Origin of the sequence: Bradyrhizobium sp. 2S1 (assembly GCF_011516625.5) — a bacterium.
In the GTDB taxonomy this organism is placed as follows: domain Bacteria; phylum Pseudomonadota; class Alphaproteobacteria; order Rhizobiales; family Xanthobacteraceae; genus Bradyrhizobium; species Bradyrhizobium septentrionale.
In genome coordinates, this window is record NZ_CP147717.1 from 1079005 (window position 1) to 1098306 (window position 19302).

26 protein-coding genes, 1 tRNA gene and 3 pseudogenes are annotated in these 19302 nt (G+C 64.1%); 9 read left to right on the forward strand and 21 right to left on the reverse strand.

The genetic code is table 11. The annotated features are described in order from the left end of the window. Positions 1-21: 21 nt before the first annotated feature. Positions 22-761: pseudogene (locus HAP54_RS05190) on the reverse strand (SDR family oxidoreductase). 121 nt (positions 762-882) lie between these two features. Here HAP54_RS05190 and HAP54_RS05195 point away from each other — a divergent pair. After that, a complete protein-coding gene (locus HAP54_RS05195; protein ID WP_166298990.1) occupies positions 883-1770 on the forward strand; it encodes a LysR family transcriptional regulator in 888 nt (295 codons plus the stop codon). An 18-nt stretch (positions 1771-1788) separates the two neighbouring features. Here HAP54_RS05195 and HAP54_RS05200 read toward each other — a convergent pair whose 3' ends face one another. Together HAP54_RS05200 and HAP54_RS05205 are read right to left on the reverse strand one after the other, a co-directional pair. Continuing rightward, complete coding sequence (locus tag HAP54_RS05200) at positions 1789-2442, reverse strand: nucleotidyl transferase AbiEii/AbiGii toxin family protein (RefSeq protein WP_166298991.1); 654 nt, start codon at positions 2440-2442, stop codon at positions 1789-1791. Beyond that, complete coding sequence (locus HAP54_RS05205) at positions 2429-2743, reverse strand: hypothetical protein (RefSeq protein WP_166298992.1); 315 nt, start codon at positions 2741-2743, stop codon at positions 2429-2431. Before HAP54_RS05205 ends, HAP54_RS05200 begins: the two co-directional genes overlap by 14 nt. A gap of 153 nt (positions 2744-2896) precedes the next feature. Here HAP54_RS05205 and HAP54_RS05210 point away from each other — a divergent pair, with 153 nt between their 5' ends. After that, positions 2897-3103, forward strand: coding sequence for a hypothetical protein (locus HAP54_RS05210; RefSeq protein WP_166298993.1), 207 nt, complete (start codon positions 2897-2899; stop codon positions 3101-3103). 92 nt (positions 3104-3195) lie between these two features. On the opposite strand, the gene HAP54_RS05215 is transcribed toward HAP54_RS05210, so the two are convergent. The 6 genes and pseudogenes from HAP54_RS05215 to HAP54_RS05240 form a co-directional block, all read right to left on the reverse strand. Then, entirely contained in the window at positions 3196-3876 is a 681-nt protein-coding gene (locus tag HAP54_RS05215; RefSeq protein ID WP_166298994.1) for a DsbA family protein, read from the reverse strand. A 36-nt stretch (positions 3877-3912) separates the two neighbouring features. Next, complete coding sequence (locus HAP54_RS05220) at positions 3913-4692, reverse strand: sulfite exporter TauE/SafE family protein (protein ID WP_166307445.1); 780 nt, start codon at positions 4690-4692, stop codon at positions 3913-3915. 93 nt (positions 4693-4785) lie between these two features. Further along, positions 4786-5508 (reverse strand): LrgB family protein, encoded by a 723-nt coding sequence (locus tag HAP54_RS05225; protein ID WP_166298995.1) that lies wholly within the window; start codon positions 5506-5508, stop codon positions 4786-4788. After that, positions 5505-5891 carry a CidA/LrgA family protein gene (locus tag HAP54_RS05230; protein WP_166298996.1) on the reverse strand — a complete coding sequence of 129 codons (387 nt, stop codon included), beginning with the start codon at positions 5889-5891 and terminating at the stop codon, positions 5505-5507. The genes HAP54_RS05225 and HAP54_RS05230 overlap by 4 nt, the downstream gene beginning before the upstream one ends. Positions 5892-6124: 233 nt before the next feature. Further along, positions 6125-6571, reverse strand: coding sequence for a PaaI family thioesterase (locus tag HAP54_RS05235; protein ID WP_166298997.1), 447 nt, complete (start codon positions 6569-6571; stop codon positions 6125-6127). A 5-nt stretch (positions 6572-6576) separates the two neighbouring features. After that, positions 6577-7012: pseudogene (locus tag HAP54_RS05240) on the reverse strand (acyl-CoA thioesterase). A gap of 205 nt (positions 7013-7217) precedes the next feature. Here HAP54_RS05240 and HAP54_RS05245 point away from each other — a divergent pair. Beyond that, a complete protein-coding gene (locus HAP54_RS05245; RefSeq protein WP_166298998.1) occupies positions 7218-7775 on the forward strand; it encodes a TetR/AcrR family transcriptional regulator in 558 nt (185 codons plus the stop codon). Positions 7776-7901: 126 nt separating this feature from the next. Here HAP54_RS05245 and HAP54_RS05250 read toward each other — a convergent pair whose 3' ends face one another. Further along, positions 7902-8393, reverse strand: coding sequence for a hypothetical protein (locus tag HAP54_RS05250; RefSeq protein ID WP_166210739.1), 492 nt, complete (start codon positions 8391-8393; stop codon positions 7902-7904). A gap of 181 nt (positions 8394-8574) precedes the next feature. On the opposite strand from HAP54_RS05250, the gene HAP54_RS05255 reads away from it, so the two are divergent. Continuing rightward, entirely contained in the window at positions 8575-8850 is a 276-nt protein-coding gene (locus tag HAP54_RS05255; protein WP_029077629.1) for a PsiF family protein, read from the forward strand. A gap of 146 nt (positions 8851-8996) precedes the next feature. Continuing rightward, positions 8997-10082 (forward strand): AbrB family transcriptional regulator, encoded by a 1086-nt coding sequence (locus tag HAP54_RS05260; RefSeq protein ID WP_414646184.1) that lies wholly within the window; start codon positions 8997-8999, stop codon positions 10080-10082. Between the two features lie 398 nt (positions 10083-10480). Here HAP54_RS05260 and HAP54_RS05265 read toward each other — a convergent pair whose 3' ends face one another. From HAP54_RS05265 to HAP54_RS05290, 6 genes are all read right to left on the reverse strand, one after another. Further along, a complete protein-coding gene (locus HAP54_RS05265; RefSeq protein ID WP_224741372.1) occupies positions 10481-11071 on the reverse strand; it encodes a transposase in 591 nt (196 codons plus the stop codon). Further along, on the reverse strand, positions 11056-11445 hold the full coding sequence (locus HAP54_RS05270) for an IS110 family transposase (protein ID WP_224741371.1): 390 nt from the start codon (positions 11443-11445) through the stop codon (positions 11056-11058). Before HAP54_RS05270 ends, HAP54_RS05265 begins: the two co-directional genes overlap by 16 nt. A gap of 341 nt (positions 11446-11786) precedes the next feature. Continuing rightward, the gene (locus HAP54_RS05275; protein ID WP_166298999.1) at positions 11787-12167 is read right to left on the reverse strand and encodes a hypothetical protein; all 381 of its coding nucleotides are present in this window, start codon (positions 12165-12167) and stop codon (positions 11787-11789) included. Between the two features lie 96 nt (positions 12168-12263). Then, complete coding sequence (locus HAP54_RS05280) at positions 12264-12548, reverse strand: DUF1488 family protein (RefSeq protein WP_029077632.1); 285 nt, start codon at positions 12546-12548, stop codon at positions 12264-12266. Positions 12549-12585: 37 nt separating this feature from the next. Beyond that, on the reverse strand, positions 12586-12882 hold the full coding sequence (locus HAP54_RS05285; RefSeq protein ID WP_029077633.1) for a hypothetical protein: 297 nt from the start codon (positions 12880-12882) through the stop codon (positions 12586-12588). Continuing rightward, on the reverse strand, positions 12875-13144 hold the full coding sequence (locus tag HAP54_RS05290; RefSeq protein ID WP_166307451.1) for a hypothetical protein: 270 nt from the start codon (positions 13142-13144) through the stop codon (positions 12875-12877). The genes HAP54_RS05285 and HAP54_RS05290 overlap by 8 nt, the downstream gene beginning before the upstream one ends. A 522-nt stretch (positions 13145-13666) precedes the next feature. On the opposite strand from HAP54_RS05290, the gene HAP54_RS05295 reads away from it, so the two are divergent. Further along, entirely contained in the window at positions 13667-13798 is a 132-nt protein-coding gene (locus HAP54_RS05295; protein ID WP_256434592.1) for a hypothetical protein, read from the forward strand. 37 nt (positions 13799-13835) lie between these two features. Here the strand turns inward: HAP54_RS05295 and HAP54_RS05300 are convergent, their stop codons facing one another. Further along, complete coding sequence (locus HAP54_RS05300) at positions 13836-14372, reverse strand: disulfide bond formation protein B (RefSeq protein WP_166299000.1); 537 nt, start codon at positions 14370-14372, stop codon at positions 13836-13838. Positions 14373-14569: 197 nt separating this feature from the next. Here HAP54_RS05300 and HAP54_RS05305 point away from each other — a divergent pair. Continuing rightward, positions 14570-14654: transfer RNA gene (locus tag HAP54_RS05305), tRNA-Leu, on the forward strand. Positions 14655-15067: 413 nt separating this feature from the next. Here the strand turns inward: HAP54_RS05305 and HAP54_RS05310 are convergent. The 3 genes and pseudogenes from HAP54_RS05310 to HAP54_RS05320 form a co-directional block, all read right to left on the reverse strand. Continuing rightward, positions 15068-15329 (reverse strand): annotated as a pseudogene (locus HAP54_RS05310) (cell envelope biogenesis protein TolA); the annotation flags it as partial. 13 nt (positions 15330-15342) lie between these two features. Next, on the reverse strand, positions 15343-15786 hold the full coding sequence (locus HAP54_RS05315; protein WP_312022745.1) for an AI-2E family transporter: 444 nt from the start codon (positions 15784-15786) through the stop codon (positions 15343-15345). Then, complete coding sequence (locus tag HAP54_RS05320) at positions 15762-16376, reverse strand: AI-2E family transporter (RefSeq protein WP_339156828.1); 615 nt, start codon at positions 16374-16376, stop codon at positions 15762-15764. Before HAP54_RS05320 ends, HAP54_RS05315 begins: the two co-directional genes overlap by 25 nt. A 387-nt stretch (positions 16377-16763) precedes the next feature. On the opposite strand from HAP54_RS05320, the gene HAP54_RS05325 reads away from it, so the two are divergent. Next, positions 16764-17207 (forward strand): hypothetical protein, encoded by a 444-nt coding sequence (locus tag HAP54_RS05325; RefSeq protein ID WP_224742079.1) that lies wholly within the window; start codon positions 16764-16766, stop codon positions 17205-17207. After that, positions 17204-18244 carry a non-homologous end-joining DNA ligase gene (gene ligD / locus HAP54_RS05330; RefSeq protein ID WP_166299001.1) on the forward strand — a complete coding sequence of 347 codons (1041 nt, stop codon included), beginning with the start codon at positions 17204-17206 and terminating at the stop codon, positions 18242-18244. The genes HAP54_RS05325 and ligD overlap by 4 nt, the downstream gene beginning before the upstream one ends. On the opposite strand, the gene HAP54_RS05335 is transcribed toward ligD, so the two are convergent. Continuing rightward, entirely contained in the window at positions 18181-19005 is an 825-nt protein-coding gene (locus HAP54_RS05335) for a ribonuclease HII (RefSeq protein WP_166299002.1), read from the reverse strand. The two genes, ligD and HAP54_RS05335, sit on opposite strands and share 64 nt — an antisense overlap. Between the last annotated feature and the right edge of the window lie 297 nt (positions 19006-19302).

A 19302-nucleotide genomic window follows, 5' to 3' on the forward strand; every position in this document is an offset into this window, starting at 1 on the left:
TTAGGTGAAGGTGTGAGAGCGTCAGACCAGGCCGCCATTGGCGCGCAGCGTCTGGCCGTTGATCCAGGAGCCGTCGGGACCGACGAGGAACGACACGGCGTTGGCGATGTCGTCGGGCGTGCCGAGCCGCTCCAACGGCACCATCTTGGCGAAGCGGTCGATCAACTCGTCCGACTTGCCGTGCAGGAACAGATCGGTCGCGGTCGGGCCAGGCGCGACCGCATTCACAGTGATGCCGCGGCCGCGCAATTCCTTCGACAGGATCGCGGTCAGTGACTCGATCGCCGCCTTGGTCGCGACATAGATGCCGTAGGCTCGAGCCTGGTGCCGACGACGCTGGTCGAGAAGTTGACGATGCGCCCGCCGTCGCGCACTCGGCGCGCCGCCTCGCGCATGGTGTTGAAGCTGCCCTTCAGGTTCACCGCGACCTGCTGGTCGAACGCAGCATCGTCGCTGTCGGCGATCTTGCCGAGCTTCATGATGCCGGCATTGTTGACCAGCACGTCGACGCCGCCGAACGCCGCCTCTGCCGCGTCGAACATGCCGCGCACCGCATTGGCATCGCTGACATCGGCCTTCGCCGTCAGCGCCCGGCCGCCGGCGGCTTCGATCCTGTCGGCCACCGCCTGGGCGGGCTTGGCATCGCCGGAGTAGTTGATGACGACGGTGAAGCCGTCCCTGGCGAGGCGTTCGGCAACCGCAGCGCCGATCCCGCGCGAGGCACCCGTCACCAGAGCTACCTTGTTGGTTTGGTTGGTCATTTTCAGTCTCCCATTAGGTTGTGCGGCCGGGCCGCGTTCGATGGGAGGACGCTACGTATTGGCACTCAGCGGATAATCATGCATCTTTCGGCATCACTATTCGTAAACTTCGGACAATAACATGGACCGCTTCGACGCCATGCGCGTGTTCACCCGGGTGGTGGAGCGGCGCAGCTTTTCGCTGGCCGCCGACGATCTCGGGCTACCGCGCTCGACGGTGACGGACGCGGTGAAGGGGCTGGAGGCGCGGCTCGGCGTCCGCCTGCTCGAACGCACCACGCGCACGGTGCGCCCGACGCTCGATGGCGAGGCGCATTACCGCCGCTGCCTGTCGCTGATCTCGGACCTCGAGGATGCCGAGGGCGCGTTCGGCGGCGCGCGGCCGAAGGGGCTGCTGCGGCTCGAAGTGCAGGGCACGCTGGCGCGGCACTTCCTGCTGCCGAACCTGCCGGGCTTCCTCGCCGAATATCCCGATATCGAAATCAACATGAGCGAGAGCGACCGCTGGGTCGATCTGATCCGCGAGGGCGTCGACTGCGTGCTGCGCTTCGGCCAATTGCCCGACAGCGACATGATCGCGCGGCAGGTGACGATGCTGGAGCGGCTGACCTGCGCCACGCCGGATTACTTCGCGCGCTTCGGCATGCCGACCGATCCGTTCGCACTCGACGGCCATCGCATGATCGGCATCCGCTCGCTGACGACGGGACGCGTGCGGCCGATGGAGTTTCTGATCGACGGCGCGCTCAAGCAATTTCCGCTGGCCGCGCCGATGTCGGTGACCGGCCCCGAAAGTTATCTCGCTAGCGCCAGGCTCGGCCTCGGCCTCGTGCAGGTGCCGCGCTTCCACGCCGAGACCGATCTCGCCAACGGCACGCTGGTGCCGGTGCTGCAGCAATGCCCGCCGCCCTCGGTGCCGGTATCCCTGCTCTATCCGCGCAACCGCCAGCTCTCGCCGCGGGTTCGCGTGTTCATCGATTATGTGATGCGGGTGTTCGCGCGGGGCTGATGGGGAGCCACACGCCGGTTAACAGAGCCCGGTCTTCAGATGGAGTTCGGGCAACTCGCCTACGCGATCTCGCGCGTTCGAAAGGATATTGCGGTCGGCAACGGTCAATGAGTTCAGATCTCCATCGCCAAAGAATCCGATTGCCCGCAACACCTGCGCGGGCTCGCCGTGAAACATCTTCTTGAACCCGCTCAAGGCTGTCGGCAACGAAGCGCCCGCGGACAACATTGCAGCAATATCCCGGTAATCCTTGGCCTCGGCGCGGTCCAGCGTCGCCTTGAGCTTGGTCGCCATCAGATCGTCGAGCGACGCAACGAGCAGCACGCCATCGGAGGTCTGAAGCGGGTCGTTGATTCGGCCGAGCTTTAGGCCGCCAAAGAACGAAACCTTGACCGGGCCTGAAGGCGTCTCGGCCAGCACGACCAACGTGTCCGGCGCATCCTGCAGGATCGCAGCGCCGGCGACGAACGCGAATTCGGCGCGAAGTCGTCCTTTGTCGAGGTGCTCGGTGCAGAAGAAATCGAAGTCGAGCGATTCACGATGACCAAGCTGGAGTGCAACGGCCGTCCCCCCATACAGAACGAACTTCATTCGTTGCGCCGAAGTGAGGTCCGGCCATATCTCGCGTTGCGCGGCCGGAAGGATATCAAGTCGCGGCTCAAACTGCGGCATGGAATCCCCTGCGGGGAGCCCTGTCCGGAATTGCCGAGCGGGTGGCAAATGTCAGCCGGCCCCGCCAGAATTCCCACGAACGATCATTGATCCAGCCCGGCTCGGCGTGGCGCATGATCTCGACGAGACGGGCCTGGCCGACTGCCTCCTCAAGCAAAAGAATGTCGTCGTATGTTCCGAGATTCATCGTCTGGGCGATGACGCGTTCTTCGGAAAATGGCCGTCCGTCCACCGGACTCCACCACAAATATTTGCGGCGAAATTGCTCCAACAGATCGCTCGGTAAGCCTGTTGCCGTCATGGCCTATCATAGCTGATTCAGGCGCCATTTTCCACGCAGAACGGCCTTTGTGGCGTACCGCAACGGAGATGAGGTTGATGATCTGCCGCGCCGGCATCCGGAACCACACCGAGCCTCACGGCGTTATCCCGCCGACACCGGAGGGATTAAGCGATGCGGACGTTTTTCGGCATGATTTTGGGTGCGCTGCTGCTGGTTTGCGGCGTCTATGTCTACGATTCGATGCGGACGTCGAGCGTGGCCAATGGTGATGTCGCGCGGGACACGCGCACCATCGTCAATTGGGACGTCGCGGCGCATGACTGGAACCTGTTGAAGGAGCGCGCCCGCGAGCAGTGGACCAAGGTCGCCGAGAAGTAACGGTCGGTTTCAAGCTGAGACAAAAGCAAATGGCCTCTCCGGCGCCGGAGAGGCCGTGATTGTTTCTAGCGAACGTCTTACCGGATGAGGCGTTACAAGTTCTTCTCGTTGTTGCGGCCCATATTGGCCTTGCGGGCGTCGGCGATCACCTGCTCGAACTGATCCATGCTGAGCACACCCGGCACACGATATTTGCCGACGATGAACGAGGGCGTGCCGTTGAAGCCGAACGCCAGCGCCTGCTCGTTGTTGCGCGCCAGGATCGCGTCGATCGCCTTGGCGTTGGCGTCGAGATCCTTCTTGAGCCGGTCCATGTCGAGGCCGGCGCCCGAGAGCAATTCGGCGATGCGCGGCTCGGTGATGCGCGAATTGACCGAGATCATCGCCTCATGCGCGGCCTCGAACTTGTCCTGGTATTTTGCCGCCAGCGCCATCCGCGACGCGACCTTGGAGACCGGCCCGAGGATCGGCCAATCCTTCAGCACGAGGCGGACCTTGCCGTCGTCCTGCACCACCTGGCGCAGTTCCGGCGCGAGCTTGCGGCAATACGGGCAGTTGTAATCGAACCATTCGACGATGGTGATGTCGCCCTTGGGATTGCCGATCACCGGAATATCCGGATCGCGCAGCACCTGCGCCTCGGTCAGAACGTTATCGTCCTCGGCGCGCGCGCCGCCTGCGGCCAGCAGCGCGATGCCGGCACCGAGCAGGCCGAGCGCGCCGCGGCGGGTCGCGCCGGCGTTGGTCAGAAGCGATTTCGTCAGATGGTTCATGGCTAGCTTTCGCAAGGGCACTTCGCCCTTCTACGTTCAGGACACATTGATGTTACGCAGCAGCATATAGATCGCCACCACGATAATCACAGTCGCAAACACAATATTGAGCGCGCCGCGCCGTTCCGACAGGTGCCGGGCGCTGCGTGTGCCCATCAGGCCGCCTGCGACGCCGCCGGCGACGAATAGCCCCGCCAGCCCCCACGACACCAGCCCGGACCACGCATAGCTCAACGCCGTGGTCATGCCGAAGGCGGTGACGGCGACCAGCGAGGAACTGACCGCGTTCATGATCGGCATGCCGGTCGCCAGCATCAAGGCCGGCACGATCAGGAAGCCGCCGCCGATGCCGAAGAAGCCGGACATGGTTCCGGTCGCAAGCCCGAGGCCGATGATCGCGGGCATGTTGGACATCGACATCTTGACGTCGGTCACCCCGACCCGCGCGCGGGTCTTCAGCATCAGGCCCGCAATCGCCAGCATCACCAGCGAGAACAGCGCGAGCAGCTTCTGCCCCTCCAGCATCTTGCCGAGAATCGAGCCGCCGAAGGCCCCGCAAATGCCTGACAGCGCGAACACCAGCGCGCAGGACCAGATCACGGTGCCGCCGCGGGCGTGGTTGGAGAGGTTGATCGCGGCATTGGCCGCGACCGCGATCGCCGAGGTGCCGATTGCGACATGCGGCTCGGGCACGCCGACCAGATAGACCATCAGCGGCACGGCAAGGATCGACCCGCCGCCGCCGACCAGGCCCAGCGAAAAGCCGACCAGCATGCCCGATGCCAGCCCAAGCACGCTTTGAGTTGCGGAAAACACCAAGGGGAACAGACTCACGTTTGAGGCCGCGACCCTAGAAGGATTTGCTGCAGAACGCCACACCAACAGCACAAAACTGCCCTGCAGCCGGAGTCAGCGCACCAGATAGGTCACTGCGAGCGGCACCAGCAGCGAGGTGACCAGCGCGTTCAGGCTCATCGCGATCCCGGCAAACACGCCGGCAACCTCGTCGACCTGGAAGGCGCGTGCGGTGCCGATGCCATGGGCGGCGATGCCGGCGGCAAAGCCGCGGCCGCGGAAGTCGGTAATCCCGGTGAAGTTCATCAGCGGCGTGACGATGATCGCCCCCATGATGCCGGTGAGGATCACCGACACCGCCGTCAGCGACGGATCGGCATGCAGGGATTCGCTGATTCCCATCGCGACGCCGGCGGTCACCGATTTCGGCGCCAGCGACAGGATGATGTCGCGCGGCAGCCCGAACGCCTGCGCCAGCAGCACCACCGAGACGATCGCGGTGAGCGAGCCGACCGCGAGCGCAACCAGCATCGGCAGGATCGCAGCCGCGACCCGCCTGCGGTTCTCATAGAGCGGCACGGCCAGCGCAACCGTCGCAGGTCCGAGCAGGAAGTGCACGAACTGCGCGCCGGCAAAATAGGTGGTGTAGGAGGTTTTCGTCACGAGCAGGAATGCGCCGATGATCCACAGCGAATGCAGCACGGGATTGGCGAGCGGATGCCGCCTTGTCTTCAGCGACACCGCATCGGTTGCGGCATAGGTCAGCAGCGTCACTGTCAGCCAGAGCAGCGGCGACTGCGAGAGATAGACCCAGAGCGAGAACGGATTATCGCTCACGGCCTGTCCTCCTCGCGCGGAAGCAGACTGCTCGCCGCAACGAAGGTCGCGACCGTCGCCAGCAGCGTCACGATGACCGAAACCGCGAGGATCACCAGGATCGCGATGCCGTGCTCGGCGAGCAGATCGAGCTTCTGCACCAGGCCAACGCCGGCCGGAATGAACAGCAGCGAAAGATTGGCCAGCATGGCGCGGCTCGCGCTCTCGACACCGTCATCGCCGAGCGGCCCGCGCGCCAGCGCCGGAAAGCGGTCGCGCGCCAAGAGCAGCAACAGCAGGAGCACCAGCCCGACCACCGGCCCCGGCACCGGCACGCCAAGCGCCCGCACGCCGACCTCGCCGACCAGCTGACAGAGCAGGATCAGGCTGAGGCTGGCGATCATGACGAGACGCTCACGTGAAGCATCCGCGTATCAGGTCGTCGCGCTGGTGGGTTGTCAATGCGGCGGGCTCAAGCGCGTGCGCAAATGCTGGGCGCGCCGCTCACAAACCCGTCATCCTGAGGTGCGAGCAAAGCGAGCCTCGAAGGATGCACGGCCACTGACCGGGCCGTGCATGCTTCGAGACGCCGCTTCGCGGCTCCTCAGCATGACGGGGATAGATTCCTCGTCACAATCTATTGCCCCCGCCGCTGCAACGCCATCAGCGTGCCGCTCATGGTCGCGATCAGCGTTTCGACGCCGTCCTGTACTGCATAGGCGCGGCCGTCGCAGACGGTCAGCGTGCGGCCGGGCTTGACCACGACGCCGCGGAACACGAACCGCTCGCCGCGGGCCGGTGCCAAGAGATTGGTCTTGAACTCCACGGTGAGGATGTCGGAGCCGTTGGGCATCAGCGTGAAGGCGGCGATCCCGCAGGCATTGTCGAGCCCCGCGGTGATGATGCCGGCATGCACAAAGCCGTTCTGCTGGCAGAACTCCGGCGCATAGGGCATTGCGAGATCGACCTCGCCGGGCTCGATGCGCGCGATCGAGATGCCGAGCGTCTGCATCGCGCGCTGGCGCGCGAATGTCGCGGTCGCGACCGCGCGATAGTCGGGATTCTTCGGTTCGAAACGCGGCATGGCGGTCACGCGATCACAGGTTCTGACGGCACGAGGTGCGGCATCGCGGCGTAGCGGATCGCCGGCGCGAACGGCACCGACTTGCGCGCCGCGCGGTCGATATGCACGGCCGCGATCTCACAGGTCGCGGCGACCTCGCCGGTCTCCGCGTTGCGCATCTCATGCAGGAAGCGGATCGACTTGTCGCGGAATTCGACCAGCCGGCTCTTGACCTCGATGATATCGCCGGCGAGCAGCTCGCGCTTGTAGGAGGATGGTCTGTTGCACGGCGGCCATGCCGCAGCCGGATTCGCGGAGATAGGTCGGCGTCAGCCCGATCCGCGCGAACATGTTCCAGTTCGCCTCGTCGAACTTGCCGACATACCACATCACGTTCATGTGGCCGATGTGGTCACAGTGCCACGGATAGACCGTGCCGCGGTAGGTCGCCTCGCCCTCCATCGTACGCCTCCTCGATTTGTGATACGGTAGCGTATCAGGGACAAAGCGGGCTAGCAATACGGTACCGTATCAAAGCATGATCCGGAAAAGTGCGAAGCGGTTTTCCCTCGCGACAAACGCAACGCGTTTGCGCGGAGATCATGCTCAAACAAGAGATTAGTGCGCGATGACGCTCCCATCGCACATGAGGGTGCGCGGAGATCACATGACTGAAAGCAAGGGCGATGTCTGGGTCGCGGCCGGCTTTGCCGAGCTCGCCCATAGCGGCGTCGACGGCGTGCGGGTCGAGGTGCTGGCCAAGAATCTCGGCGTCACCAAGGGCGGCTTCTACCGCCGCTTTCGGGATCGCGCCGCGCTGCTCGAGGCCATGCTGACGCGCTGGCGCGACGGCCGCATCGCCGCGATCGAAAAGCAGACCGCACTCGACGGCGCGAGCGCGCGCGAGCGGCTGAAGGCGATCATCACGCTCTATTCGGAGCGCATGAACACCGAGGCGATGGCGGTCGAGCTCGCGATCCGGCAATGGGCGCGCACCGACGAGGCGGCGGCCACTGCCGCCGCGAGCGTCGACGCCGCGCGGCTGAAGAATGTCGGCCAGCTCTATCGCGCCACCGGGCTGTCAGCCGAGGAGGCCGATGCGCAGGCCTTCCTGTTCTACTGCTTCATCTTCGGCCAGAGCCTGCTGTTTCTCGAGCGCGGCCCGCGCAAGCGCGCGCAACTGCTGGCGCAGTCCGCGGACAAGCTGCTCACGGACAGCCAATAGAGCGTTTTCGAGCGAAGTGGATGCCGGTTCGCGTGAAGAAAACGCGTCAGAACAAGAATCCGGAGCCAATCGAAAAGCGGCCGGCTTGCGCCGGCCGCTCTCGTCGAAAACGCGTATCGGAAGGGCTCAGGCGCCCTTCAGGCGCTTGTTGCATTCGCTGTAATAGCCGCCGCCCTTCTGGATCCACTTCAGGCCGCCATTGCCGCCCGTGGTCTTGTTGGCGTTGTACTGGTCGACGCAGGTATGCATGCGTCCCTTGCCTTCGGACTCCTTGGCATATTTGGGATCGATGGCGTTCGGAAACACGGCGGGCCCTGCCGGCAGCGCCGGGGCTGCGGCCGGAGCGGCTTCCTTCTTGGCCTCCTTCGGCGCGGCCGGAGGGGGCGCAGCTGCAGCAGGCGGCGGAGCGGCGGGCGCCGCGGCCGGGGTCGCGTCGGCGCCGCATTGAGCCTTGCGGAAATCATTCCACTTCTGGCCGGCGAGGGTGCCGGCTGTCTTGGCCGCCTGGTACTTGGCGCTGCATTCCTGCGCGGTCAGGGCCTGCGCCGGTGCGCTCGCCGCAAAGGCTGCAAAGCCCGACACCGCAATCACACACAACAATCTGGTTTGAATGGTCATCCCTGGTCTCCCTTTGGGGGGCATTGGCATAAGACCATTATCCTAGCGCAACCCGGACTTGCGACAACGCGCGGACGCGCCTCCCCGTCAAAATATTGTGGCGGCGGGACCGCCGCACGTTCATCCACGGTTCAGCATCGCCGCGCAACGTTTCGGCCTCCTTTCCTCACGAGGTGCCTTCATGACGAAGATTTCCACGTTCGCGACCGCAACCGCCCTTGCCTCCCTGCTGCTGATGGGCGGCGCCTTCGCGCAAACTGCTGCGCCTGCCGCCAAGGACGCCGCTCCGAAGGCGGACACCAAGGCGCCGAAGGAAGCCAAGCCGCGCACCGCCGAGTCGCTGGAATGCTCGAAGCAGGCCGACGCCAAGGGCCTGCATGGCAAGGAGCGCAAGAAATTCCGCTCCGAGTGCAAGAAGGCGGGCGGTGCTGCCGCTGCGCCCGCGGCGACGAAGTAACGCTGAGGCATCTTTGATGCCCTTCACCCTCCCCCGCGGGGGAGGGTGAAAATCTGTGCGCCAGGCAAGTCGCCAGCGTTTTCCGGCGCAATGCTGCAATCGCGAGATGCATTTGTCCCGTGGTTGCGAATTTGCCATAAGGCGGCGTGACCCTGATCCGCGCTTCGATGGCAACGGCCATTCCCGACCGCAGCAAAGTTCTGAACGGGCTCGAGACACTCGTCATCGGCGCTGGCGGCGGCTTGCTGTTTTTGTGGGCAGAATTGCCGGGCGGCCTGATCTCGGGGGCAATGGCTGCGGTTGCGATCGCCGCGCTGATGGGGCGGCCGCTCGCGGTGCCGCCGGTGCTGACGCAGTCGGTGCTGCTGCTGCTCGGCATCTCCCTGGGCTCGCTGATGTCGCAGCAATTGCTGCAGCATATGAGCTCCTATCCGCTCACCATCGGCCTGCTGGCGCTGGCCACGTTCTGCTCGACCTTCGGCTCAAGCCTGTATCTGCAGCGCGTCCACGGCTGGGACCAGACCTCGGCCTTCCTCGCCGGCAGCCCCGGCGCGCTGTCGCAGATCACGATCCTGGCCGCGGAAAAGGGCGCCGACGTCGCGGCGATTGCCGTGGTGCAGACCATCCGCGTGATCATCCTGACCGCGGCGCTGCCGCTGGTGCTGGCGCTGACCGGGGTGACGCACGGCGCGCCGCCGGCATTGCCGACCTCGGTCGCCTCACCGCTCGGACTTGCCGCGCTGGTCGCCGGATCGATCGGCGTCTCGCTGCTGCTGCGCTGGGTCAAGTTTCCGGCGAGCTGGATGTTCGGCGCGATGCTCGCCTCCAGCCTGCTGCATGGCTCCGGGCTGGTCGATGGCGGCCTGCCGCCCTGGATCCGCAACGTCGCGCTGGTCGGCATCGGCGCGCTGATCGGCACCCGCTTCGCGCGGATGAAGACCTCGACCCTGCTGAGCCACGTCAATGCCGGACTCGGCTCGTTCGCGATCGCGATTCTCATCTCCGCCGTGTTCGTCGCGGTGATCGGCTTCACCACCCATGTCCGGCTCTCCGACGTCGTGGTCGCGTTCGCGCCCGGCGCGATGGACGCGATGCTGGCGCTGGCGCTGACGCTGCACATCGACCCGATCTTCGTCGGCGCGCACCATCTGTCGCGCTTCCTGTTCGTCACCATCTCGACGCCGGGCATCATCCATCTGTTCGGACGGCCGCAGGACGACGTCGACGACTAGGCTTGGCGCACGTGTCGATCCCGTCATCCCCGCGCAACGGCTTTGCCGTTGTCGCTGGAGGAGCGCGTAGCGCGTCTCGAAGGATGAACGGCCCCGCCGGTGCCCGTGCATGCTTCGAGACGGCTGCTTCGCAGCCTCCTCAGCATGACGGATTGAGAGGCAGACGGGCTTTAACCGTGGAAGCGTAGCAACCATTAGCTCTTTCGGTTGTGTGCGATTGAATTGCCCGATCGCCGTTGAGACTGACGCCGTGCTCGCGGCCATCAAGGCGTGGCCTGTCGAGGGTGGAATGTGGCAGCATTTGAGCGACGGCCATCCTTGACGGCCGCTGTGCGCGGCGTCCTTGTGACGGCAGGTCGGGACGAAGAAACGGTGCCCCGATCGAACAAAGAAACGCTTCAGGTCGCCGGGGCGACGACTGGCAAGTGAGCTTGCCAAGGGGTCGCTCGGGCCACCACGGTGTTGATGAAGATGAGCAACTTCCTGGCGCAGGCGATCAGGGCACGCTTGTGGCCTTTGCCGGCGGCGATCAATCGTTTGTACAGGGCCATGAGCTGCGGATTCCAGCGGAACGACGCCGCCAGCGCTGCAGCATAGAGCGCCTCTCGCAGGCGCTTGCGTCCACCGATGATGTGACGAGCGCCGATGTGTTCGCCGCTGTCGTCGTCATAAGGCGCAAGGCCCGCAAGTGCTGCGGCCTGCTCGCGGCTGACCTGGCCGATCTCGGGCATCCGGACCAGGACGGAGACCGCAGTCGGCAGCCCGGCCCCACCGACGCTGTAGATCAGGTCGAGCCGAGCGGCGAGATCGTGCTGCTTGCGGATCGCTGCCACCAGAGCCTTGAACTCGACGCGTTCGCGCTTGGCCAGACGGGCGATGTCGTCCTTCCAGAGCTTTTGGATACGCGCGTCGCGGCAGCTCTCGAGCCGGTTCTTGAACCGCGCGATATCTTCTCCGATCTGATCGATCAGCGTCAGATGCCCGGCCAAGGGCGGCAATCTTGCATCGGGTGCCGTTGGATCTTCTTGACCGCAGCGGTGCATGCGGCGACCAGCGCGGCATCGATCCGATCGTTCTTGGCACGCTGCCCGCGGTATTTGGCATAGGCACGCACCTGCGCCGGCTGGAACACCACGACGACAAACCGCTTGCGCCGCAGCTCGACGACGACCGGCTGCTCATAGCCACCGCTCGCCTCGATCCCAATTCGCCTGACCTTATGGCGCCCAAGCCACTCCAACAGCGTCTTGTAACCTTCCGCCGTGTTCTCCACCTGCAGCTGCTCCGAGCCGTCATCGAGCGCCACGTCGAGCTTCCGTTTGCCAATATCGATTCCGGCACAGATTGTGATACGCTTGGCCATCTTCCTCGACCCTCCCTTGTGATGCGAACCTAAAGTTCGTTCAACCATGCGGGTCCCGATGAAGTGCCGATCGCGATCTTGCTACGAATAACAGCCTTCAAGGCTTCGATGGGTATCGATCCGATCGATCAGCGGCCCAGCCCGGGCGGCCACCCGAGCTGGGCCATTCCTCACGGAACGAGGCCAGTCTAATCCAGCGCGCTAATACAAGGATGGGTAGAGCCAGCGAAACCCATCGCTCTCGTTCCGCCGATAGCGAGATGGCGGGTTTCGCGGAGCCTGTCATCGGCCGCGCTTTGCTCGGACCCGTTGGCTCTACCCACCTGCAGCGCCAATCCCGATCATGCCTCGGCCGTCGACTGGTTCGGCTGATCGCGGAACGATCGCGCCAACGCTGTCAGTTCCACGGGATCGAACCACAGCTCTTCGTCCCGGTCGGTATGCAGTTTCGCGACCGCTGCAGCGCGCCACAAGGGCCCGGTGATCCGGGCATAGACCGAATCGGGCTGTGCTTCGTTCCATTCCTCGAGCCGCTCCCTGGCGACTGCGCGCCACAACGCGGTCAGCCGGCAGCTCGCGCCATGTATCTCGGCGATCGCGTATCTCGGGCGCTGCTCGCTCATCAACGTGGCGATGAGGTTGCGCCGGCTCTTGAGACGCATCAGCGTCTCATTGGCCAACAGCAACAGCTCAACGGGGACGCGGCGCACGATGATCAGCATAGGCTCGTCTGTTGCGCAAAGTCGGGGACGGTGACGGCGGGATAGCCTCCACCTTGAAACACCTGACATGCGTCAGGGCCTTCGCACGGGAAGCCGCTATCTTTGCTTCCGGAAATCGATGCTGCGCAGGACGATCCCGGGCGGCGCGCCCTCGAACTCCTTCGCCTGGTACTTGCCGTCGGCGCAGGCTTCGATGCGCTCGCGCAGGCGCATGAACTGGGTCTCGCGGTGGCCCGCGCGCCCGAGCGCCCCACCTTCCAATTCATCCATGGCAGAGGTCGAGATCGCGCAATGGATCTCCTTCTGGTCGTCATGCATCGAAAACAGCACGACCATCCTGTCGTACTCGTAGCTGATGAAGCGACCCTGCCTAAGCGTCATGTGACCGGTTCCTTCAAAGCCGCGCAGTGGTCCTGGCTCATCGCGGCTCGGTGAGCCGGACAAAATCCTCGAGAATTGCCGTCACCAGATCGCGATGCCTTGTGTCCTCCGGAGGCAGGCTCGCTGCGTACAGATTCAGGACGTAGCGCGCCTTGGCGGCGACCTCCGGCCACGACGTCGCGGGTGCTGCCAGCAGGCCGGTTTCCAGCGCGGCCTGCCGTTCCCGCAGATCCCTCGCGTGGGTCTCGATTTCCGCCAGCGCGCGACGAATATCTGTGGCCTTCTGCGCCGCCATGCCGCGGTGGCGATCGAGGTCGAGCGGCTCGTCAGTCATGGGATGCGCTTGCGTCGATACGCTGGGCGTTCGCGAGATCGACCGAGCCGATCGACACCATCTCCGTAGCCAGTCCGCGCGAGCCCTGTGCCGGGACGATGATCATCGTGGCGACACGGCGGAACGCCGCGAACGAGAGCCCCTCGATCGCCTCTTCGTCGGTAATGACCTCATAGGCGCCTGCGGGCAATTCACGATCGATGCCTCTGATCCGGAATGGATGCCGGAAGGTGACGACTTCACGTTGTGAGCGGATGGTCATGGGCCAGCCTTTGCGAAACGTTTTGCGGCGGTGCGGCCCCGCGGCCAGCATGCGCCGCTTCGGCCGCAATAGCCACAGCTTTCTGGGCTTTTTGGGCTTTCCTGGCTCTATTGCCGAGACCGGAACGACGCCCCGCTTGCCCTTTGCATGCTGTGCGTCGTTGCCGCAGCACTGCCGGACACTTTCGCGCTCGCTATTTGGGGGACATCGGCCTACGCTCGACGATCATCGCGTGTCCCACGGCATCGGCCGGTGACTGAGGGCCGCGCGCCCCGTCGCCGCAATGAACAGGAAGCATCTCTTGCGGCAATTTCGGCTGGCCGAATGGGTCGTGGCATCCATCGTCGTTGCGCTGTTGCCTGCTTTGGTGTGATCGCAGCGGCTCTCCTCCACACCTAACGCGTTTTCGCGAAGCCGCCATTGCTTCGCGCAGGCAAATCCACATCGACGTCAGAGCCTGCCGCCACGGCCAAGCTTTGGCGGATCGATCCGATCCTCTCGAGAAGCACAATGGAGACCGTCATGTCCAAAGGCGAGCGACGCAGCAACCGGGAAGCCAAGAAGCCCAAGAAGGAGAAGGTCAAGGTGATCGCCGCGGCTCCCAGCCTGAAGGGCGGCGGACAACCGAGCTTCGCACCGGGAAAGAAGAAATAGGTCGGTTGAGTCAGGCCTGTTCTGTCAGGCCTTCACGTCAGACCTTGGCCGCCTTCGCTACGCCCCAGCCGGCGATCGCGGCCATCAGCAGCGAGATCAGCACGTTGTAGCCGGCAAGCGAGATGCCGAGGAAGCGCCACTGCACCTCATCGCAGCGGATCACCTTGACCTTGTCGAGCTGATCCAGCAGCGAGCCGGCCTTGCCGAAATCCACCAGCGGTCCGGTGCAATCGGTCGGCCCCGGCCAAAAACCCCATTCGACGCCGGCGTGATAGGCGCCGAGCCCGGCATTGGCGAGCGCGGTGAGCCCGAGGATCACGAGCCCTGCAAGCAGCAGCCACCGCGGCGCACCGCGGGCGGCGGCCAACGCGACCACGGCGCCGAGCGGGAGCGCGAGGTAATAGGCATAGCGCTGCTCGAGGCAGAGCGGACAGGGCATGATCTCCAGCACCAGCTGGAAGAACCATGCGCCGGCCAGCGTCGCCGCCGCAATCACGGCAATCGCCAGGGCCGAGCTCAGCGCCGGATTGCCGGTGGCGGAAGCATGCGACGGGTGGGCGGTGGCGAGCGTCACGGCATTCCTCCTGCGAGCATCATTCGGAAGGGCCAAGCCCCCTGCTCCATGGTTCAACCGAGGTCGTATCGCGCGAAAATACCGCTGTCGAGGCGCGGGACAATCACATCCGCGCGGGTTGACCGTGACGGGCCGGCCGCTATAGTCCGCGGCGCTTCGCGACCCCCGGCCGTTTTCCTGGCCGGGAGCTGGCGAATGCCCCTGTGGCGGAACTGGTAGACGCGCTCGACTCAAAATCGAGTTCCGCAAGGAGTGCTGGTTCGATTCCGGCCAGGGGCACCACGTGAAAATTTGTAATAATAACAATCACTTAAGCTCCTGGTTCGATTCCGGATTTTCGAAAAATTTTCAGGACGCAGCTGAAAACACACGTAAAAATTCACTTCAGCTGTCCATTTTGCTGGTATTTTTGCTGGTATCAATATGGCGTTCTGTTTTCGCATAGGCGGATACTATAAGAAGCTCAGCGCACGGCCGGCTGCCCTGTCCAGACGATTTCGATGCTGGGCATCAGATGGTCCGAGCGCCTGCTCCTCTGAAGACGCCGCGAGATGGGGCATTCTTGGTCTGATGAAGTCGGCCGCGATCGAACTCGGCGAGCACAACATCACCGTGAACGCTCTTGTTCCCGGTCTCGAAAGTCACCGGCGGCGACCCCGCCACGGACATTTGACCGATCGAAGCGCGCAGCTTCCGCTCTCGCGACGACCCAGATCGGTAGGAAGGGCGGAAGTCACCGAACGCCGCGTTGGAGCCGACAGGGCGCTTCAGAATGACGCCGGATTGAGCCATGGTCGCCGCGACGATCTCCGGATCGTAGGTCTCCTTGGCGACGCCCTGATGGAAGAGATTGCTGTCGGCTCCCCACGCTTCCAAGGCCGCTTTCATCGATGGCGCGGCGATCGCCTGGTCGTAGAACCCGGGCGAGGCCACGTATGTCTTCGGCTTACTGGCCATCCCTCTCACGTCCTCAGGCTTGCGGCGTAGGGCGGAATATCCACTCCCGCCACATTGCCAAAAGCGCCGCCATGATGACCGGTCCGACGAACAAACCGATCAGGCCGAAGCCGGCCAGACCGCCGAAGATTCCGACGAAGGCGAGCAGAAACGGAAGCCTCGAAGAACCGCTGACCAAGGTCGGCCAGACGAAATGATCGCCCGCAAGCATGATGATCGAGCCCCAGAGAAACACGCCCGCGGCCGCGATGCCGCTGCCGCCTCCCGATATCGTCACGATCGCCGCCACCGTAAACGCCAGCCACGCGCCGAACGGGATCATCGCGAACGCAATCGTAAATATCAGGAACGTCAGCGCGCTCGGCACCCCGGCCACGAAATAGGCGGCGCCGATCGCCAGCCCCTCGCCGACGGCCACCAGCACCGTTCCGTTCACGGTCGCACGCGTCGCGTCCACCATCTTCTCGACGAGGCCTTCTCCCGCTTCACCGAAAGACGGTCGCAAGTCTCGAGGACACGGCTGGCAACCGCTCGGCCATGGCTCAGCAGGGCGAACAAGGCCAGCAGCGAAAAGAACAGCATAAAGAGGCGGTGGATCAGCTGACCGCCGAACGTCGTGAAAAGATCGGACACGTTGTCGGCGTTGAGCGACTTCAGCCAGGCCGTCGCAGCCTTCGGGTCCGATAGGTTGGCGCGCCACCACTGCTGCGTGCTTTCGGCGGCGAAGGGCAGGCGCGCGACCCAGTCCGGTACCTCGATTCCGCCTTCGCGGGCTCTCTTCATCCAATCGATCAGGAGGTCGCTCTGCTGGGCAATAGTATAGATGGCGAGCGAAATCGGGGTGATCAGGATCAGTGCGACGAGAACCGTAAAGACGAACGCCGCCGCCGCGGATGGACCCGACATAAATCGCCCAGCGAACGTCAGATACAGGGGCCACAGCGCGACGGCCAGGATGGTGGCCCAAATCAGCGGCGGCAGGAAGCTCCAGGCCGTCCACAATGCCAAGACTACCAGAATGAGCGCGAACACGACCCTGGCGTTCATGCGGGCGCTCGGTCCCAGCGGAAGCGGCTTCTGCTCGCCCGCGGGAGGGACAACGACGCGCGGCTTGTGCGAGTTCGGTCTTTTCGCACCTGCTTTTACCGATGCTGTCATCTGCGGCGCTCGGGTCGGACGCTAACGCTGCGCGGCGACGAGCGGACGGTCCACCGACGGACCGGACCATGACGCCGACCGCCCGCGCCGGCGGATCCGGACAACGGCTACGTTGCCACTCGTGGAAAGTGGTTGCAGCGCCCGCCTTTTCCGCCAAGCCTTGACCTCGGCCTCCAAGCGCAAGGACTCCAGGGTATTCTCGCTGCGGTCTTCCTTGTTCACGTGCATACGCAGTACCCTTCGGACGCCTCACGCTTAAACGGCTGCAGATGGAGGATGTTCCAGCTTCGGAACATCCCCTGGAGAAGGAGCGTTCAGCAGATGAGCTTACGACGCACGATCGAAGGACTGGGTCCCTACCCATCGCTGTTTCTCCTGGCGCTCCCGACCGCGACCGTTGAGCCACTGAAGCTCGTTGCCGTGGCGGTGGCCGGCAAGGGGCATTGGATAACGGGGACGGCGATGATCGTCGCCTGCTACGCTTTCAGCCTTCTGGTCGTGGAGCGGCTTTTCGTCGTCGTGAAGCCGAAACTCTTGATGATCCCTTGGTTCGCGAAGCTCTGGAAAGGATTCGTGTCCGTCCGGACGCGCGTATTGAACATTCTCGCGTCTTGGATCGGGCTTTGCCACGATCCAAAGCCGTCCGCTTCGTCCTCGCGACCGAAGCGCGCGGGCCCACCCGCCGCTCCGCTCTTCGATCCGCGCTCTGCCCGGAGATGAGCCGCAAGTCCACACTGCCCAAGCGCTTGCAGCCGATGCTCGCCACCCTCACGGATGGCGCCTTCGACGATCCGGACTGGGTCTTCGAGGATAAGTACGACGGCTTCCGGATGGTCGCGGAGATCCGGCGCGGGAGCGTCGCGCTCTACAGCCGCAACGGAAAGATCATCAGCCGCTCCTACACCGAGGTCGCCGAGGCCCTCGAAGGCGTCAAGGGCGACGCCGTGATCGATGGGGAGCTCGTCGCCATCGGAAAGGACGGCGTGTCGCACTTCCAGCTGCTCCAGAACGCATTGCGTCATGAGGCGAAGCTCCTGTACTGCGCCTTCGATCTCATGTTCGCGAACGGAGAGGATCTGCGAAACTTGCCTCTGCTCGAACGCAAGAAGCGCCTCCAGGCTATCCTGCCACGGCACAGGCTGATTGCCTTCAGTCGACATCGCAAAGCAACCGGCAAGAAGTTCTTCGCTGAGGCCGAGCGCAAAGGCCTCGAAGGCATCATGGCGAAGCGTTCCGACAGCCCCTATGCGTCGGGAGGCCGAACATCCGATTGGCTGAAGATCAAGACCGCGCAGCGGCAGGAGGTCGTGATCGCGGGCTTTACCGCGCCGAAGCGGACAAGACCGCACTTCGGTGCGCTGGTTCTAGCCGTGAGGGAAGCTGGCGCCTGGCGTTACATCGGTCATGTCGGTACCGGCTTCAGCCATGAGACGCTCAGAGAACTACATGCGAAAATGGTGAGGCTGATAGCGGCGAAATCGCCCTTTCGGGACAAGGTGAAGGACGAGGCGGCCACGACTTGGATCAGGCCGTCGCTGGTAGCCGAAGTGAAGTTCGCGGAATGGACCAGCAAGGGGGAATTGCGCCAACCCGTCTATCTCGGACTTCGGACCGATAAGAAGGCGGAGGACATCGTCCGGGAAAGGAAACGGTCGCGAAACCAGGCTGCTGGACGACCCGTCCGGACCACGATTCAGCCGGCAGCGCGCTCGGGAGCCGAGGGCCACGGCGGAAGGGGCGGCAAGCCGAGAGCCTGACGTACGGGCCCGAACGACCGTCGATGGACTGCGCATGCGCCAAGCCTGGCAAGCGCCTCGTAGTGCGCCTGCACAGGGTAGCCCTTGTGCTCGGCGAAGCCATAGCCGGGATGACGCGCGTCGAGTATCCGCATCACCGCATCGCGCTCGACTTTCGCAAGGATGGAAGCGGCTGCGATGCTGGCAGATTTGGCGTCGCCTCTGATGATCGCCTGCTGGGGGATGGCTATCTCCTTCAACCGCTTCGCGTCGATCAGCAAATGCTGCGGCGTCGAACCCAGCCCTTGGACCGCCCGCTGCATCGCCTGCAAACCTGCCCAATAGATGTTGATCGAATCAATCTCCTCGACTTCGACGAATGCCACGTTCCAACTTGCAGCCTTCTCCTTGATCTCCTTCGCAAGTTGCTCACGGGCCGCAGCGTCGAGCTTCTTCGAATCGTCGATACCGATTATCCGCGTGCCGGGCTTCAAGATCACGGCGGCAGCCGAGACCGGCCCGGCGAGCGGGCTCATTCCGGCCTCGTCTACCCCAGCGACGGCATGGTGACCGCTCTCCCAGAGGGACGTCTCGAAGCGAAGCATTTTGCGAAGGCGTTGTCCCTCCGATCGGTTCTCGAAACGCCGCTTGTCGATCAAGGCCAGGATAGCGCGCGCTCCAGCGCGGCTGTCGGCGCGCAAGACCTGCTCGACGTTCGCCTCAAGGGGTCTTTTTTCAACGACATAGCGTTGACGCAGTACATCGAGTGAATGTCGGATCATGCAGCGGCCCTTGTCCTTGGCTTGGCTGGGATGTGGGCAACATTTGTGGCGAATATCTGAATTTCGCTGTGCGCCTCCGTCGCAGCGCGCCCTCTGGCTTTTGGCCGCGTTCTCGAACACCCATCGTTGCCGTGCGGCGCGCCGATGATCGTCGAAATGCTCCTATGACGATGCGGGGCTCTCTATTTCCGACAATGGCGCCGCTACGCAGACGAATCCCGGGGGCTTAGCGCGCCGCGGATCAATCCGATCGCTGCTTCGAGTACCAACCGGCGTATGGCGTGTTCTTCACGGCGT